At 71.1% G+C, this 14,342-nt stretch carries 9 protein-coding genes; 2 read left to right on the forward strand and 7 right to left on the reverse strand.

What is annotated here, in order from left to right; translation table 11 throughout:
* Positions 1-68: 68 nt before the first annotated feature.
* The 7 genes from WMF45_RS26385 to WMF45_RS26415 form a co-directional block, all read right to left on the reverse strand.
* Positions 69-2,474, reverse strand: coding sequence for a S8/S53 family peptidase (locus WMF45_RS26385; protein WP_437707229.1), 2,406 nt, complete (start codon positions 2,472-2,474; stop codon positions 69-71).
* Between the two features lie 122 nt (positions 2,475-2,596).
* The gene (locus tag WMF45_RS26390; protein WP_437707230.1) at positions 2,597-3,100 is read right to left on the reverse strand and encodes a CHAT domain-containing protein; all 504 of its coding nucleotides are present in this window, start codon (positions 3,098-3,100) and stop codon (positions 2,597-2,599) included.
* On the reverse strand, positions 3,036-3,827 hold the full coding sequence (locus tag WMF45_RS26395) for a hypothetical protein (protein WP_437707231.1): 792 nt from the start codon (positions 3,825-3,827) through the stop codon (positions 3,036-3,038). Before WMF45_RS26395 ends, WMF45_RS26390 begins: the two co-directional genes overlap by 65 nt.
* A gap of 181 nt (positions 3,828-4,008) precedes the next feature.
* Positions 4,009-6,174, reverse strand: a complete 2,166-nt coding sequence (locus WMF45_RS26400) for a S8 family serine peptidase (protein ID WP_437707232.1) — start codon at positions 6,172-6,174, stop codon at positions 4,009-4,011.
* 124 nt (positions 6,175-6,298) lie between these two features.
* A complete protein-coding gene (locus WMF45_RS26405; RefSeq protein WP_437707233.1) occupies positions 6,299-8,848 on the reverse strand; it encodes a CHAT domain-containing protein in 2,550 nt (849 codons plus the stop codon).
* A complete protein-coding gene (locus WMF45_RS26410; RefSeq protein WP_437707234.1) occupies positions 8,845-9,618 on the reverse strand; it encodes a hypothetical protein in 774 nt (257 codons plus the stop codon). The genes WMF45_RS26405 and WMF45_RS26410 overlap by 4 nt, the downstream gene beginning before the upstream one ends.
* A complete protein-coding gene (locus tag WMF45_RS26415) occupies positions 9,615-10,298 on the reverse strand; it encodes an RNA polymerase sigma factor (RefSeq protein ID WP_437707235.1) in 684 nt (227 codons plus the stop codon). Before WMF45_RS26415 ends, WMF45_RS26410 begins: the two co-directional genes overlap by 4 nt.
* A 669-nt stretch (positions 10,299-10,967) precedes the next feature.
* Here WMF45_RS26415 and WMF45_RS26420 point away from each other — a divergent pair.
* Together WMF45_RS26420 and WMF45_RS26425 are read left to right on the forward strand one after the other, a co-directional pair.
* A complete protein-coding gene (locus tag WMF45_RS26420; protein ID WP_437707236.1) occupies positions 10,968-12,026 on the forward strand; it encodes a hypothetical protein in 1,059 nt (352 codons plus the stop codon).
* Between the two features lie 192 nt (positions 12,027-12,218).
* Complete coding sequence (locus WMF45_RS26425) at positions 12,219-13,289, forward strand: hypothetical protein (protein WP_437707237.1); 1,071 nt, start codon at positions 12,219-12,221, stop codon at positions 13,287-13,289.
* Positions 13,290-14,342 lie beyond the last annotated feature (1,053 nt).

Consider the following 14,342-nt stretch of genomic DNA (forward strand, 5'->3'; position numbering starts at 1 on the left):
AAGAAAAGAGGCGGAGGTCGTCGACCTCCGCCTCCCGGCGCCGCAGGGCGCGCCGGCGATTCATGATCTCATGGCATCAACAGGATCGTCCCCGTCGATGAACCGATCACGCCGTTGCTCTCCACCTCGAACGAGATCACGGCCTGCGCGATATTCTGGGGCCACATCGAGGACGACGACATGTTGATCGTGTAGCTCAGCTTCGCACCAGCGCTCATCCCCATGGGAGAGGGAGGAGGTAGATCGAGGCGTACCTTGTCGCCATTGGCATTGTTGACGACGAGCGTCGCCTTGTTGATGTTCGAGGAGAAATCGGGGTTGATGTAGATGTCCACCTCGTGCGTCCCCAGGCTGAAGCCGCATTTCGCGCAAGGGATGGTTTCGGGCTGCGGATGAATCCAGGACGGCGTGGAGAGGTTCTGGAACGTGTCGGACGGAGCGGCAGAGGACAGATCCGATGGGCCCAAGTCTAGATTCGTCCAGATGGCGTCGGCAAAGAGGGCGTCGAAGTGCGGCACGAGCGCGCTCAGGTCTGGGTTCTGTATCGGGCTCGGCGCGCTCCCTCTGCAGGCTTCGAACGACGTTGTGGGGCACGCCGCGGGCGGTGTCGCCGAGTTGCAGATCTCAAAGACTGCAGCGCACACGGAGGGCCGCCTTGCCTCATGCGGCGCCAGGTCCCAGTCGACCTCCGCGGGCCGGACTGCGCCCAGCGCGTCGCGGATCGGGCGTCCGGTGGCGTAGAGGAGATCGATGAGCTCGCGCGCCGTGAGCTCCGGTTGGTACGCCCAGGTGTTGACCGCCGTGGCCGTCCAGGCCGCGGCGCCGAGCGACGAGCCTGTCATCGGCGGCGGGAAGGGGAGCATCGGGTTCTCTCTCGCGGTCCCCAGGATGCCGAGGGCCACGTTGCGGGGGAGAGCGCCGTCGCGCGCGTTGGGCAGGAGAGCGTTGGAGGAATCGACGCCAGCGACCGGCACCAGGAGCGGCGTGTCGTTCCACTCTCCCTCCTCGGTGGACCGGCTGAAGGGGGCGAACCCCTTCTGGATGAATTCGGCATCGTAGTCTTTTCCTTCAACTCCCTCGCACTCGTCTCTCGAGATCATCCGCGTCCAGGCAGCCGGGCACGTTCCCCCCGAGATGGCGGACGCCGCGTTCGAGCCGTCGATGCCCGGCTCGTGTCGAAACGGCCCGCCGGGGCTGTTGCCGGCGGCAGCGACCACGAGCGCGCCCTGACATGTCGCGTGCCTGATCGCGTCGTACAAGGACTGCGCCGAGCACGAGAGTTCTTGGACGTACGGGCCGCAGTCCGGCCCAGGCTGCGCGCCGATGCTGGCGTTGATCACCAGCCGAGGATTGACAGGGGGCACGCGAGGAGCTGTATAGTTGTCCGATTGCCAGGAGCTCACGGAGCGATAGATCGCGGTCGCGACCTGGCTCATGCTCCCGAAATGGCCTCCGCTGCTGCCCAGGTTGCTGTTGTCGAGTTGCGGCAGGCCGAGCTCGTAGGTCACGTCGGCGGCGCAGCGAACGTCAGGATCCAAGCAGGTCAGATCGCGGATCAGCCCTCCGACAACGGTGGCGTGAGGGTCAACCGGCAACTGGCTACCGGCCTTGGTGTCGATCACCGCAACCCGGGCGATCGCCGGGGTTGCGCCCGCGTTCACCGGCGGCAGCGCCACGCCGTTGACCTGCTGGATGAACTCGTCGTGAAGGAAGCTCCTCATGGCGTCGACATCCCTCGCGTCCGCGTCGCCGAGCGGGCCGACAGTGACGCAGTCCTCGGCGAACGTGCAGTCGCTTGCCCTGCCGACGGCGGCCTGCAGCGCAGCGGTCTCGGCGGGGTCGGGTTCGCCCCTGCCGGCATACTCATAAACGCAGTACTCGTCGAGGAACGCGGGTGCTTCGATCTCGCTCTGGAAGAGCTTCTTGCCCCTCCAGGGCATGCCCATAGGGTCCGGGCAGACGCCGCCGGGAAACCTGCCTACCCAGCGGCGCCCGGTGCAACCGGCCACCACCTCCGCAGGCGCGGAGCCGCCGCCTCCCCCAGACGACGTGGAGCCGCCGCCTCCCCCAGACGTGGAGCCGCCGCTTCCCCCAGATGTGGAGCCGCCGCCTCCCTCAGACGCGGAGCCGCCGCCTCCCTCAGACGCGGAGCCGCCGCCTCCCTCAGACGCGGAGCCGCCGCCTCCCTCAGACGCGGAGCCGCCGCCTCCCTCAGACGCGGAGCCGCCGCCTCCCTCAGACGCAGAGCCGCCGCCTCCCCCAGATGTGGAGCCGCCGCCTCCCTCAGACACGGAGCCGCCGCCTCCCTCAGACGCAGAGCCGCCGCCTCCCTCAGACACGGAGCCGCCGCCTCCCTCCGGCGGCCGGACCGGGTCCCTGCCCTCGGGGTCGCAGGCAGAGAGCGCGGCGAGGGTCAGGGACACGAAGGCCAGGCGAGGGGGAACGGAACGCAAACTACGGTGTTGCGTCGGCATGAGACGAACCTCCGGGCGCCCGACAGGCGCCAGGGTGAAGGGTGAGTCGGCCCGCGCGATCCGCGGCCTCTCCTGCACTACGCCCCTTCAGGCGCTGGTCTATCAGCCCGGTGCAGTTTTCTTCAGGGCACGATCACCCGGAAGCTCGCCCAGTCGGCGGCAGGCTCCTCGGCCCGGATCCGGAGCGCCGCCTCGCGCAGCGCGAGCGCGGGGTCGTCCGGCGCGCCGAGCGGGAGCGCCGTATAGAACGCGCGCATCGTCCGCGCAGCCACCCCGTCGTCGATGCGACGGAGGCTGCTCACCACCGCGCCCGAGCCTGCCACCGCGAACGCCTGCGCCAGGCCGAGGCCCTCGGCCCGGCCCGTCTCGCAGCTGGAGAGGACGACCTGCGCAGGTGTCCGGGGGAGCGCCAGGATGTCCGCGACCGTCAGGCGGCCGTCGTGGGCTGAAGTAGCGTGGGAAACAGAGAGACCTGACAACCCTGGATGGGGCTCGCGCCCTGACCGCCTTGCTGCGCAGCGCGAGGACCGCCGTGAGCCGGAATGGCTCAGATCCGCTCGATCACGGATTCCAGCAGTTCCCAGGCTGGTCGTTGATGTGGACCCAGAAGCGGTTGTTCGGGTCATGGGAGGCGACGCTGATGTCGTAGAGGTCGTTGATGTTCCCGTAGGCCCTCCAGGCCCACCCGCCGCCGCCGTCGTGGTGCTCGGCCATTTGCCAGCCGGCGCCGAAGGTCGAGACGCACTGCGCGTTGGCCGCGGCGAGCGACGTGAGCGCGGTCCCCGCCACCGGCGGCGTGAGCCCGATGTTGCCGGCGGCCCACCCGTCGTAGAAGCTGGGCTGGAAGCCGTTGCTCCCCGAGCCGTCCTTGGCGATGCAGAGGATCGGCCGGCTCTCCGTGCACGCCGTGTCGCCGACATATGCCCCGCAGTCACCGGTACAACCGACCTTGTCCTGCCCCAGCGCGTCGTCGTGGAAGTACTTCCTCCACGTCATGCCCATCTTGCCAGGCGACACCCCGCCTCCCGCTCCGCCGCTGCCGCGCGTCGTGGTGGTGCTGCTCGCTGCCGTGACCGCCACCGCCGGTCTCGCTGCGCCTGCCGCCGCCGCGCCGGTCGGCGCGGCGGCCTCGCCGTCGCCGTTCTCGCCGCCGTCATCTCCACCCTCGCCGCCCGTCGTCGTGGTGCTCGTGGAGCCCTCTCCGGCCGGGCTATCGTCGTACCCATGGTACTGGCACGCGGTCACCTGCCACGCACCGGAGATCATCAGCGCGGCCGTGAAGACGCGGGCGGCGCCCCTCCGGCGAAGGGCGCAGATCGTCGTGAAGCGCGTGGCGGAATGGTCATGATTCATGGAGTCCTCCTCATCAGATGAACGGGCATTCTCCACGGCCGGCTCTGTGCTCGGACGCGTCCCGCTCCTTCAATGGATTACGCCGCCCGATGGAGGATCTATCAAACGCACAAAAGAAAAGAGGCGGAGGTCGTCGACCTCCGCCTCCCGGCGCCGCAGGGCGCGCCGGCGACTCATGATCTCATGGCATCAACAGGATCGTTCCCGTCGATGAACCGGTCACGCCGTCGCTCTCCACCTCGAACGACATCTCGGCCTGCGCGGCTCCCGCAGGCAAGTTATCGAGCGTGTAGCTCAGCTTCGCGGAAGCGCTCATCCCCGACGGGAGAGGCAGGAGAGCGCTACCTAGCCTATCGCCATTGGCATTGTTGAGGAGGAGCCTCGCCGTGAGGATCGTCGAAGTGAAACTGGGATTGATGTAGATGTCCACGTTGCCCAGCCCCAGGTTGAAGGCGCAGTTCCCGCAAGGGAAGGTCTCGGGCTGCGGATGAATCCAGGACGGCGTGGACAAATTCCGGAGCGTGTCGCCTGGGACATCAGGGGACGGCTTTGGGGTGGAGCCGAAGGATGCTTTCGTCGCGGTGGTGTTGGCGAAGAGAACTTCGAAGCGCGCCTGGAGCGTGCTCAGGTGGTTCTGTGTTGGGCTCGACGCGAACGGTGCGCAGGCCGGCATCGGCATCGCGGGGCACGCCGCGGGCGGCGAGGTCGAGCTGCAGATCTTCGCGATTGCGGCGCACGCGGACGGCCGCTTCACCTTCTCAGGCGGCACCGCGTGGTCCCAGTCGACCTTCGCGGTCCGGACCGCGTTCTGCGCGTCGTAGATCGGGCTTCCGGTGGCGTGGAGGAGATCGATGAGCTCGCGCGCCGTGAGCTCCGGTTGGTACGCCCAGGTGTTGACCGCCGTGGCCGTCCAGGCCGCGGCGCCAAGCGACGAGCCCGTCATCGGCGGCGGGAAGGGGAGCGCCGGGTCCTCTGTCGCCGTCCCCAGGAGGCCGAAGGCCACGTTGCGGGGGAGAGAGCCCTTGCGCGCGTTGGGCAGGAGGGCGTTGGAGGCATCGACGCCAGCGACCGGCACCAGGAGCGGCGTCTTGGTCCACACCCCCGGCGAGGACTGGCTGAAGGGGGCGTACCCCTCGTTGATGAACGGGGCGTCGTAATTCGACCCTTCGATTTTCTCGCAGTCGTTTCTCGAGATCATCCGCGTCCAGGCAGCCGGGCACGTTCCCCCTGCGAGCCCGACCTCCTCGTCCGAGAAGTCATACGGGCCCGAGCCGTCGATGGCTGGCTCGCGTCGCAACTCCCCGCCGGGGCTGTTGCCGGCGGCAGCCACCACGAGTGCGCCCTGACATGTCGCGTGCCTGATCGCGTCGTACGCGGACTGCGCCGCGCACGAGAGCTGTTCGGCGTTCGGGCCGCAGTCCGACCCAGGCTGCGCGCCGATGCTGGCGTTGATCACCAGCCGGGGATTGACGGGAGGCCCGCCCGGCGCTGTATAGTTCTGCGATTGCCAGTCGCTCACGGAGCGGTAGATCGCCGCCGCGACCTGGCTCATGCTCCCGAAATGGCCTCCACTGGGGCTCAGCTTGCTGTTGTGGATGTGCGGCAGGCCGAGCTCGTAGGTCACATCGGCGGCGCAGTGAACGCCAGGATCCGAGCAGGTCAGATCGCGGATCAGCCCTCCGACCACGGTGGCGTGAGGGTTCTCCGGCGTCTGGGCCCCGGCCTGGGTGTCGATCACCGCGACTCGGGCGATCGCCAGGGTTTCGCCCGGGTTCACCGGCGGGAGCGCCGCGCCGTTGACCTGCTCGATGAACTCGTCGTGCAGGATGCTCCTCGTGCCATCGACCTCCTTCTCGTCGGTGAGCGGGCCGACTGTGACGCAGTCCTCGGCAAACGTGCAATCGCTGCTCCCGGCAACGGCGGCCTTCAGCGCAGCGGTCGCGGCGGGGTCGGGCGCACCCGCGCCGGAATACTCGTAAACGCAGTACTCGTCGAGGAAGGCGGGCACTTCGATCTCGCTCTGGAAGAGCTTCCTGCCCTTCCAGGGCATGTCCGTAGGGGCCGCCGGGCAGACGCCGCCGGGGAACCTGCCCACCCAGCGGCGCCCGGTGCAACCGGCCACCACCGCCACAGGCGCGGAGCCGCCGCCTCCGTCAGACGTGGAGCCGCCGCCGCCATCCGGCCCGGCGCCTCCGCCTCCCTCCGACGTGGAGCCGCCGCCGCCATCCGACGGCTGGTTCGGCTCTATTCCTTCGGGACCGCAGGCGGACAACACGGCTGCGAGGGGCAAGGCCGCGAAGGCCAGGAGCAGGAAAATGGAAGATGGAATACGGTTTTGCGTCAACATGGGGTGAACCTCGGGGCGCCCGAGCAGCGCCTGGGGTGATGGGGAGCGTCAGTCCGCGCGATCCGCGGCCTCTCCTGCACTACGCCCCTTCGACCGCTGGTCTATCAGGCCGGCGCAGTTTTCTTCAGGGCACGATCACCCGGAAGCTCGCCCAGTCGGCGGCTGGCTCCTCGGCCCGGATCCGGAGCGCCGCCTCGCGCAGCGCGAGCGCGGGGTCGTCCGGCGCGCCGAGCGGGAGCGCCGTGTAGAACGAGCGCATCGTCCGCGCCGCCACCCCGTCGTCGATGCGACGGAGGCTGCTCACCACCGCGCCCGAACCTGCCACCACGAACGCCTGCGCCAGGCCGAGGCCCTCGGCCCGCCCCGTCTCGCACCCGGAGAGGACGACCTGCGCAGGTGTCCGGGGGAGCGCCAGGATGTCCGCGACCGTCAGGCGGCCGTCGTGGGCGAGGCACAGACCGCTCTTCCAGCCGTCCAGGCCCGAGAAGTCGGCGTGCCCGGCGAAGTGCAGGAGCTCGACCGCCGGGGCCGCGAGGGCGCGCATCACCGCCTCGTAGGTCGCCCGCTCCCCGTCGAGGCGCTCCACGCGCCACCCGCGCTGCGTCAGCGCGGCTTCGACCTGGTCGCCCTCGTCGCGGGCGCGAGGGAGGCTGTCCCCGGGGTCGATCACGAGCAACGCCACCGGCCGCGCGGGCGCGCCGTCCGGCGCCGGCGGCTCCAGGCCTCCCTCGCGATCGACGGCGCCCTCTGGCCCGCGTTTCCGCGGAAGCTCGACGCCATAGGCCACCGGGGCGAGCGCGGCGAGCGGTTGCCCCTCCAAGGGAAGAGCGTGAAAGTCGACTCCTTGGAGCGAGCCGTACGGCACGAGCCGGATCTGCTCGGCGCTGCGGATCAGGCCCGCGAACGGGCCGAGGAGCTGCGCGGCGAGCCGCTCGTGCGGGGCGCGCAGGTCGACAACGCCGAGCCGGCGGGCGGCGACGCCGGCGGTCGTGAGGGCGAAGCCGACCCAGCCCTCCTCGACGGGGTGATAGACGAGGACGAGCTCCCCCGGGGCGGGGTCGGCCCGCTCGACGCCGCTCCCCGACGCGCGGAGCCGGCGAAGGCCCGGCGCGGCGCCCTCCAGGTCGACACGGAGCCGGTCCTGACCGTCCTGGTAACGTGCGACAGCCTGGTTCAGGGTCGCCGCGGGCGCGTCCCAGCGCACGTTCACGAGCGCCGCCTCCAGCGCGGCGCGCCCGCCCCGGTACCTCGAGAGCGCCTCCTCCCATCGCGAGCGCTCGTCCGGGGGCAGCGCGTCGCGCTCGCTGAGCCATTGCGAGGTCGCGAGCAGCCGCGCGCGCCCCCTCCGCGCGACCTCGACCGCCGCCGCCTCGCCGCCCGGCCGCCGGAGGAGGGCTTCGATCCAGAGGCGCGCGCCGCGCTCGCGCTGCGCGAGGAAGTCGTCGCGCCCCTCGCCGAGGGGCACGGACAGGCTCCAGTCCTCGATCCGCCGCTCGGCCTCGGCGAACGCCTCGTCGGCCGCCCCCGAGCTGCCGCGCCGCTCCTCCGCGAGCGCGCGCGTCATGGCCGCCTCGATCTGCGCTTCGGGAAGGCCTCCGCTGGCGCCGAGCCCGGCGAGCTCGCTCGCCACGAGGAGCGTCCGCTCCACCGCCCCCTCCGCGAGCGCCATCCGGCCCTCGAGGATCAGCCACCACGCCCTGGTCTTGGCGCTCGGGTTCGGGTCCGCCGCGCGGGCGCTGTCCAGGTGCTCGCGGGCCCGCGCCGATCTCCCCTGGTCGAGCTCTGCGATCGCGAGGTTGGTGAAGACGTTCGCGAGGTTCGCGCCCTCCCGGCACGGTCCCTGTTGATAGAGCCCGCGCGCCCGATCGAGCAGCGGAATGGGGTCCCGCTTCCGGGGTGCGCCCTCGCCGATCGCCATCTCGGCCCGGAGCGCGGCCCACCCAGCGTTGTTGAAGAACGCGGCCCGATCGCAGTGGCCGAGCTCCGAGGGGAGCTGATCCTCGAGCAGGGCAAAGCGGTCGAGGGCGTCGCCGGAGCGCCCCAGGTTCGAGAGCAGCGTGGCCTCGAGCTGGAGCGCGTCGAACCGGGCGCGCGCCATCCCGAGCCGCAGCGCCTCCGCCTGCGCTTCGCGGAGCAGGCGCAGCGCGGCCCGGAAATCCCCGGCCTCGTAAGGGATCAGCGCCTCGTAATAGAGCGCGTCGGCCCGCGCCGCCGGGTCCTCGGCGAGCAGCGGCCGCAGCGAATCCATCACCTCCCGGGCCTCGCCGAAGCGGCGGTCTGCCGTGATCAGCGTGAACACAAGGACCATCCCGTCCGAGATCTCCTGCGCGCGCAGCCCGGCCGCGCGGTCCATGCGCATGGCCTGATAGAGGAGGTCCTTGGCCTTCGCGGCGTCGCCCCGCGTCCTGGCGATCCTCGCGAGCTTGCCGACGGCCTGCGCCTGCACGGCGGCCCGCGGGTCACCCAGGAGGGTGAGGAGCTGCGCCTCCGCCTCATCGAGCTTGCCGCTTCGCCGCAGCGACTCGGCAACGCCGAGCTCGGGCGCGGCGTCCTTGGGACGCGCGGCGTCCCTTGGCTGCGCGGCCTGCTCGGCGTGGGGTGCGAGCGAGAGGCCCGCGAGGAACACCGCTGTGGAGAGGCGCCGCGCTGTCCGCGACCTCCGACCTCCGCTCAAGGCGGCTCCAGGATCACCTGCTGCCGCAGCACGCGGATGCCGTCCCGCGGCTCGGCGCGGGCGATCGCGTCAGCGCCCTCCGGGAGGGCCTCGGGCCGGCCGACGGCCAGCACGATCTCGTAGGCCCCGATCGCGCCATCCGGGAACAGCACCTCGCGGGTGCCGGCGATCTTCACCGCGCCGGTGGGAGAGATCTGCGCCGCGCCAGCGGGCAGGTCCCAGAGCGCCGCGCGTCGCTCGTGCACGAGCGCCGCCCGCAGGATCACCGGCCCGCTCACCGCCTCCTCGGGTCGGAGCGTCATCGTGAGGCTGCCGCCCGCCCGGAGGTGGACAGCGGGCCCGGCCGCCGGCTCCCCGCGCTCTGCCGAGGTCAACAGCGCATATGCGGGAAGCGCCTCCGGCGAACGAGGGAGCACCAGCAGGGCCAGCGCGGCAGCGGCCGCCAGCGCCGCAGCCGGGACGGCCTTGCGCCATGGGAAGCGCCGAACCGCCGCGCCCGCAGCCGCCGTGCCCGCAGCCGCCGTGCCCGCCTTGCCTCGCCGTTCGGCCAGGAGGCGCCGGACCTTGAGCCTCCGCTCCTCGACGTCGAACGGCCGGAGCATCTCCTCCGCCAGCCGTCCCTCTTCGGAGCGCTGCATCTCCGCGCGGAACGCCTCCGCTTCCTGCCCGGAGAGCTTCCCTTCGGCGAGCGCCTCCCAGCGCGGATCGACGAAAGGATCCCGTTCCCGTGCTGCTCTCCCCAGCGCCTCCAGAAGCTCCTCGTCCCTCATGGCTCACCATCCACGGTACTACGCGGGGAGCCGAGCAGTTCTCGCAGCGCGGTGCCGACGACCGCCTTGAGCCGCTCCAGCAGCCGGTGCTTGTCGTTGTAGACCTGCGCGCGGCTCCGCCCCGTCAGCTCGCAGACCTGCTCGGCCGAGAGCTCGAGGTCATAGAACCAGCGGAAGAGCTGGGCGTCCTTCGCGCCGAGGCCGTGCTCGACGGCGTCGAGCACGAGGGCGCGGCGCTCGGCGTCCCCGAACACGTCCTCGACGCTCCCCTCGATCTCGCGTTGCCGCTCGATCTCCTGGTCATCGACCGGCTGCTCGAGCGACGGGTTCTGGCGTCTGCTACGGAGGATCCCGATGATCCGGTTCCGCGCGAGGACCGCGACGAACCCCTGGAGGCCCGCGCCGCGCGCAGGGTCCCACTGGCGGAGCCGGTGCCAGCGATCCTCCGCGAGGAACATCAGCACCTCATTCAAGAGGTCTTCGACCTCCCAGCGCGCGTCGTGCCCGTGCGCGCGGCACCCGCGGAGGAGGCGGGCGGCGACGGGCTGAATGGCCGGCTCGAGCGCGAGGCAGAGATCCTCCTCGGCGCGCGGATCCTGCCCTGCTGCGCGCTGCACCAGCGCGAACGTGAGCGCGGGTCTCGTGGAGATAGAAGCCGAGGCGGTCGAATGTTCGGGCATCGAGCGGGGGGCCACCGGCGGCCTGTCCATCAAGACAGCGCTTGCCGGAGACGAAGGTAGGACGAGCAACGCCGATCTCGCAACGCAGGAGCTCCGTCGTCCGCATCGCCGCCGGGTGGCGCCGGCGCGAGCAGGCTCGCCGGAAGCGCCGCGGGACACCTGTGGCGGTGAAGACGCGACGGTCCGCCACTCCTCATCGGGCCGAACATGCCGGGTGGCGTCGTCGCATGATGAGGCGAGAGCCATCATAACCGATGGCTCATCGGACTTGTCAAGTCTCGCGTGGCCTCCTCCGCGCCAGGAGGGCCGCGATGGCGCCGGTTCCGAGGCGCCTTCTCGGGGTGTTGATTCCGCTCTTGATGCTCCTCATCGCAGGTGCGCCACACCATCCCTGCAAGCGACCGATATCCCACCTCGCGCCAGGCCTCGAGACGAACATCGTGAAGAATCGCCGGTGATCAGCCCTCGATGGCGGCTGGAGATCTGGCGCGCACCGCCACAGCCCGCGAGATCGCGCCTGGCCAACCTCCATCGCCTGGCCCCCTCCGCGTCCCGGCGTCTTCCAGGGCTTCCACCGACAGCCTCCTTCTGGTACGTGGGGCCGTCGCCCGGGGCCCTGGCTCCGGAGCGGCCCTTCAGACCAAGGCTCGGCCAAGGAGATCCGCACCCGTGCTAAGGAACACACGCCGCGTCGCCGCGCTCCCGCTGTGCATCGCCCTGCTGGCCGGCGCGGCGGAGGGTCGCGCCGAGGGCCCGCCGGAGGCGGTCGCGCGGCTCATGGCGCAGGCGAACGCGGCCGCCCGCGAGGATCGGCTCGCCGACTCGCGCGACCTGTGGATGGCGGTCTGGCGGCTGGAGCGCGCCCAGGTCGCCGCGTGCAACATCGGGGCGCTGTCGCTCCGGCTCGGCGACGCGCCGGCCGCCGTGCGCTGGCTGTCGCTCTGCCAGGAGATCATGCGCGCGCCCAGGACGCCCGCGGAGCGCGCGCTCGTCGCGTCGCGGCTCAGCGACCTGGCCCGCGCGCGGCAGCTCGCCGGCGAGCTCCACGTGGTCGCCCCCGCGGGCTCGAAGATCACGATCGACGGCGCGCCCGCCGAGATCGAGGGCGACAAGCCCATCCCCGTCGCCCCCGGCCACCACGTGGTGCGCGCCGCGCTGGACGGCGACGTCGCGACGGCCGAGATCGACGTGCCGCGCGGCGAGGCCCGGGAAGTCGTGCTCACGTTCGCTGCCCGGCCCGCCGGCGTCCCTGCGCCGCCCCCAGGCCTCCCGGCCGCGCCCGCAGGCGCGCCGGCACCGCCCCCAGGCCTCCCGGCCGCGCCCGCAGGCGCGCCGGCACCGCCCCCAGGCCCCCGCGCCTCCCCCCTCGCCCCCCCGCCTCCCCGACCCGGACCGCGGCCGGAGCTCGTCGCCGGCGGCTTCGGGCTCTCCGCCACCCTGGCGGCCATCGGCGGCGTGATGCTCGTCGGCGCGGAGAAGAAGGACGACGCGGGCGACACCGCCGCGCTCTCCGCAGGGCCGAACCGTTGCTTCCGGCTGACCCAGCCGGTTTGCCAGCAATCGGCGTCGGCCTACGACGACGCGATCACCTACCGGGGCGTGGGCCTCGCCGGCCTCATCGCGGGAGGGGCCGTCCTGGCCGCCACGCTCGGTTACACATTCTATCCGCGCGGGCCAGCGGAGATCACGGTGTCGGCCAAGGGGCTTACGTTGACGAGCACGTTTTGATGTGCGATTCGACCGTGCGCCTGCTCTGATCGAAGGACGCTTCGCACGCCGCGCGATCTTGCGAAAACTTGCGTGACGGCGGCCGCCTGACCGCGGCATACTGCGCCCCGAGACGAACTGGCAAACGACACCCCGGCGGATTGGGGCCGCCTGGGTGCCCGCGCCACAGCCTCGTGCCGGAGGACTGGACGCATGGGTAGACCCATCGCGCGTTGTGCTGCTGCTCTGCTCTTTCTCATCATTTCGGCGACCTTCTTTGCGTGCGGCGACGGGCCGTACGTGGGTGGAAGGTGCGCGACAACGGACCACTGCCAGTCGGACCAGCAGAATGTGCCGGGCACGATCTGCGTCGATGAGCACTGCGAGTGTGGCGAGCCGGGGAAGGTCATCTGCTGCGCGCGCGGCGACGACAAGCCGAACTGCTTCGAGGAGTGCCGGACCTGCGACGAGTGCGCCGAGGGCACGGAGGAGTGCTCGGGGGTGCCGGTCCCGCCCGGGAGCTGCGAGGGCGACGCGGAGTGCCCCGGCCCGCCGGACCCGCGGTGCGGGGTCGGGAGGTGCGCGGACGGCGCGTGCGTCGTGGAGATCGAACGAGGGCCGATCGCCTCGCAGATCCGCGGCGACTGCAAGGTCGAGGAGTGCACGGCCGACGGCCGCGTGGTCAGCGTGACGGCCGTCGACCCCTACGACGACGGCAACCAGTGCACCCTCGACACGTGCGAGATCGACGAGCCGCGACACCTCCTGTTGGATGGTGTCGCATGTCCCGCCTCGGGCGCCGGACGATGCCATGAGGGCGCGTGCGTGCAGTGCGTGGACACAGACCCGACGCCGCTGTGCCCTGGCGGGCTCGCGTGTGATGGTGTCTGGTGCGTGCCGGAGCACTGCGTGAACGGTGCGCGAGATGAGGGGCTCCGCGAGACCGGACTGGACTGCGGCGGCGCGTGCCGTCCCTGCCCATCGAGCGAGCGCTGCGAGGCCGCCACGGACTGTGAGAGCGGCGTGTGCACGAACGGAAGCTGCATGATCCCGACGTGCAGCGACGGGATAAAGAACGGCCGCGAGGCCGGCGTCGACTGCGGCAAGCAATATTGCCCGCGCTGCCCGCCGGGCGGGGGCTGCGAGACCGGAGCAGACTGCCTGAGCAGCGTGTGCTGGAGCGGCATCTGCGAGGCGCCCACCTGCACCGACGGCGTGAAGAACGGCGACGAGGCCGGCGTCGACTGCGGCGGCGCGGCTTGCGCCGCGGCGTGCCCCGGGTGATCGCGCCGCAGGCAGGAGGCCGACGACGACCACGAGCGTCCAGGACCGTCGTTGATCCCTGAGTCCCTCGGGATCCCACGGGCGCCTCCACCACCGCTCCGTCCGCCAAGTACAAGCGCTCAGGCCACACGAGCTCACCTGAGACGCCGCCATCCCCTTCGTCAGGGCCAGACGCCGCCCCCCTACGAACGCGCTGCCGCCGATCAGGGCGCTCCCGCTTGCCTCTCGCGGCCACGGCGCCGCATGGACACGGCCGACGCCCGCGCAAGCACCTCGTGCAGGCGATGACGGCGTTCGTGTGGAAACACGGAATCAGCGAAGCATCAGGGGAGGACAGGGCCGAAAATGACGAGCAAGATCATCTTCAAGGTTGCCGCGCTGTGGACATGCACCGCGCTTGGCGCGCGATCGCTCGCCGGTTGTGTCGTCGACAGCTCATCTTACCAAGAGACACCGCAGGACGGAGACCCGTCAGAAGCCATGCCGGCCCAGAGCGCCCTCCGCCGCGCGCCGCAGGGGGACCTCGCCACGGCAGTGCCCTGGTCTGACTCCCCTCACGTCTGCGACTTCGGCTTCCTCGGGGGCGCGGGGTGCGACCAGTACTGCAAGAGCCAAAGGCACGCATTGTGCGGTTATTGCGAATGGAATGACACCGAGCGTAGAAATCAGTGCCAATGCCAATCCGAGCCTCAGCGCTGCTCGCAGTAGCCGCCGCTCCGCGATGTCCCTGAGGCGTCTCGGCCTCCGGGAGCCCATCTCCAACAGGGCCCTCCGTCAGGTCACCCCGCGCCGCGGTTCCCCAGGGTGAACCGCCGCGGATCAAACGCCGCACTGCCCCCCCCACATCATGAGCTCATGTCGCCCCCGCTCCCAGGAACAGGTGGGTTCGCACACGACCCCCATCCCTGCGGTACCCAAAACTCCGATACGCTGCCCCCGATTTTTCCGTTTGGGTCGTTCACGCGAGGCGCGACATCGCCGGGGTACGTCCGCTAACCTCGCGTCGGGGGATTCGTGTGTCGCGGCTCGGCGACATTGACATCGACGCGCTTT

The organism is Sorangium sp. So ce448, from assembly GCF_051520915.1.
In the GTDB taxonomy this organism is placed as follows: Bacteria; Myxococcota_A; Polyangia; order Polyangiales; family Polyangiaceae; genus Sorangium; species Sorangium cellulosum_B.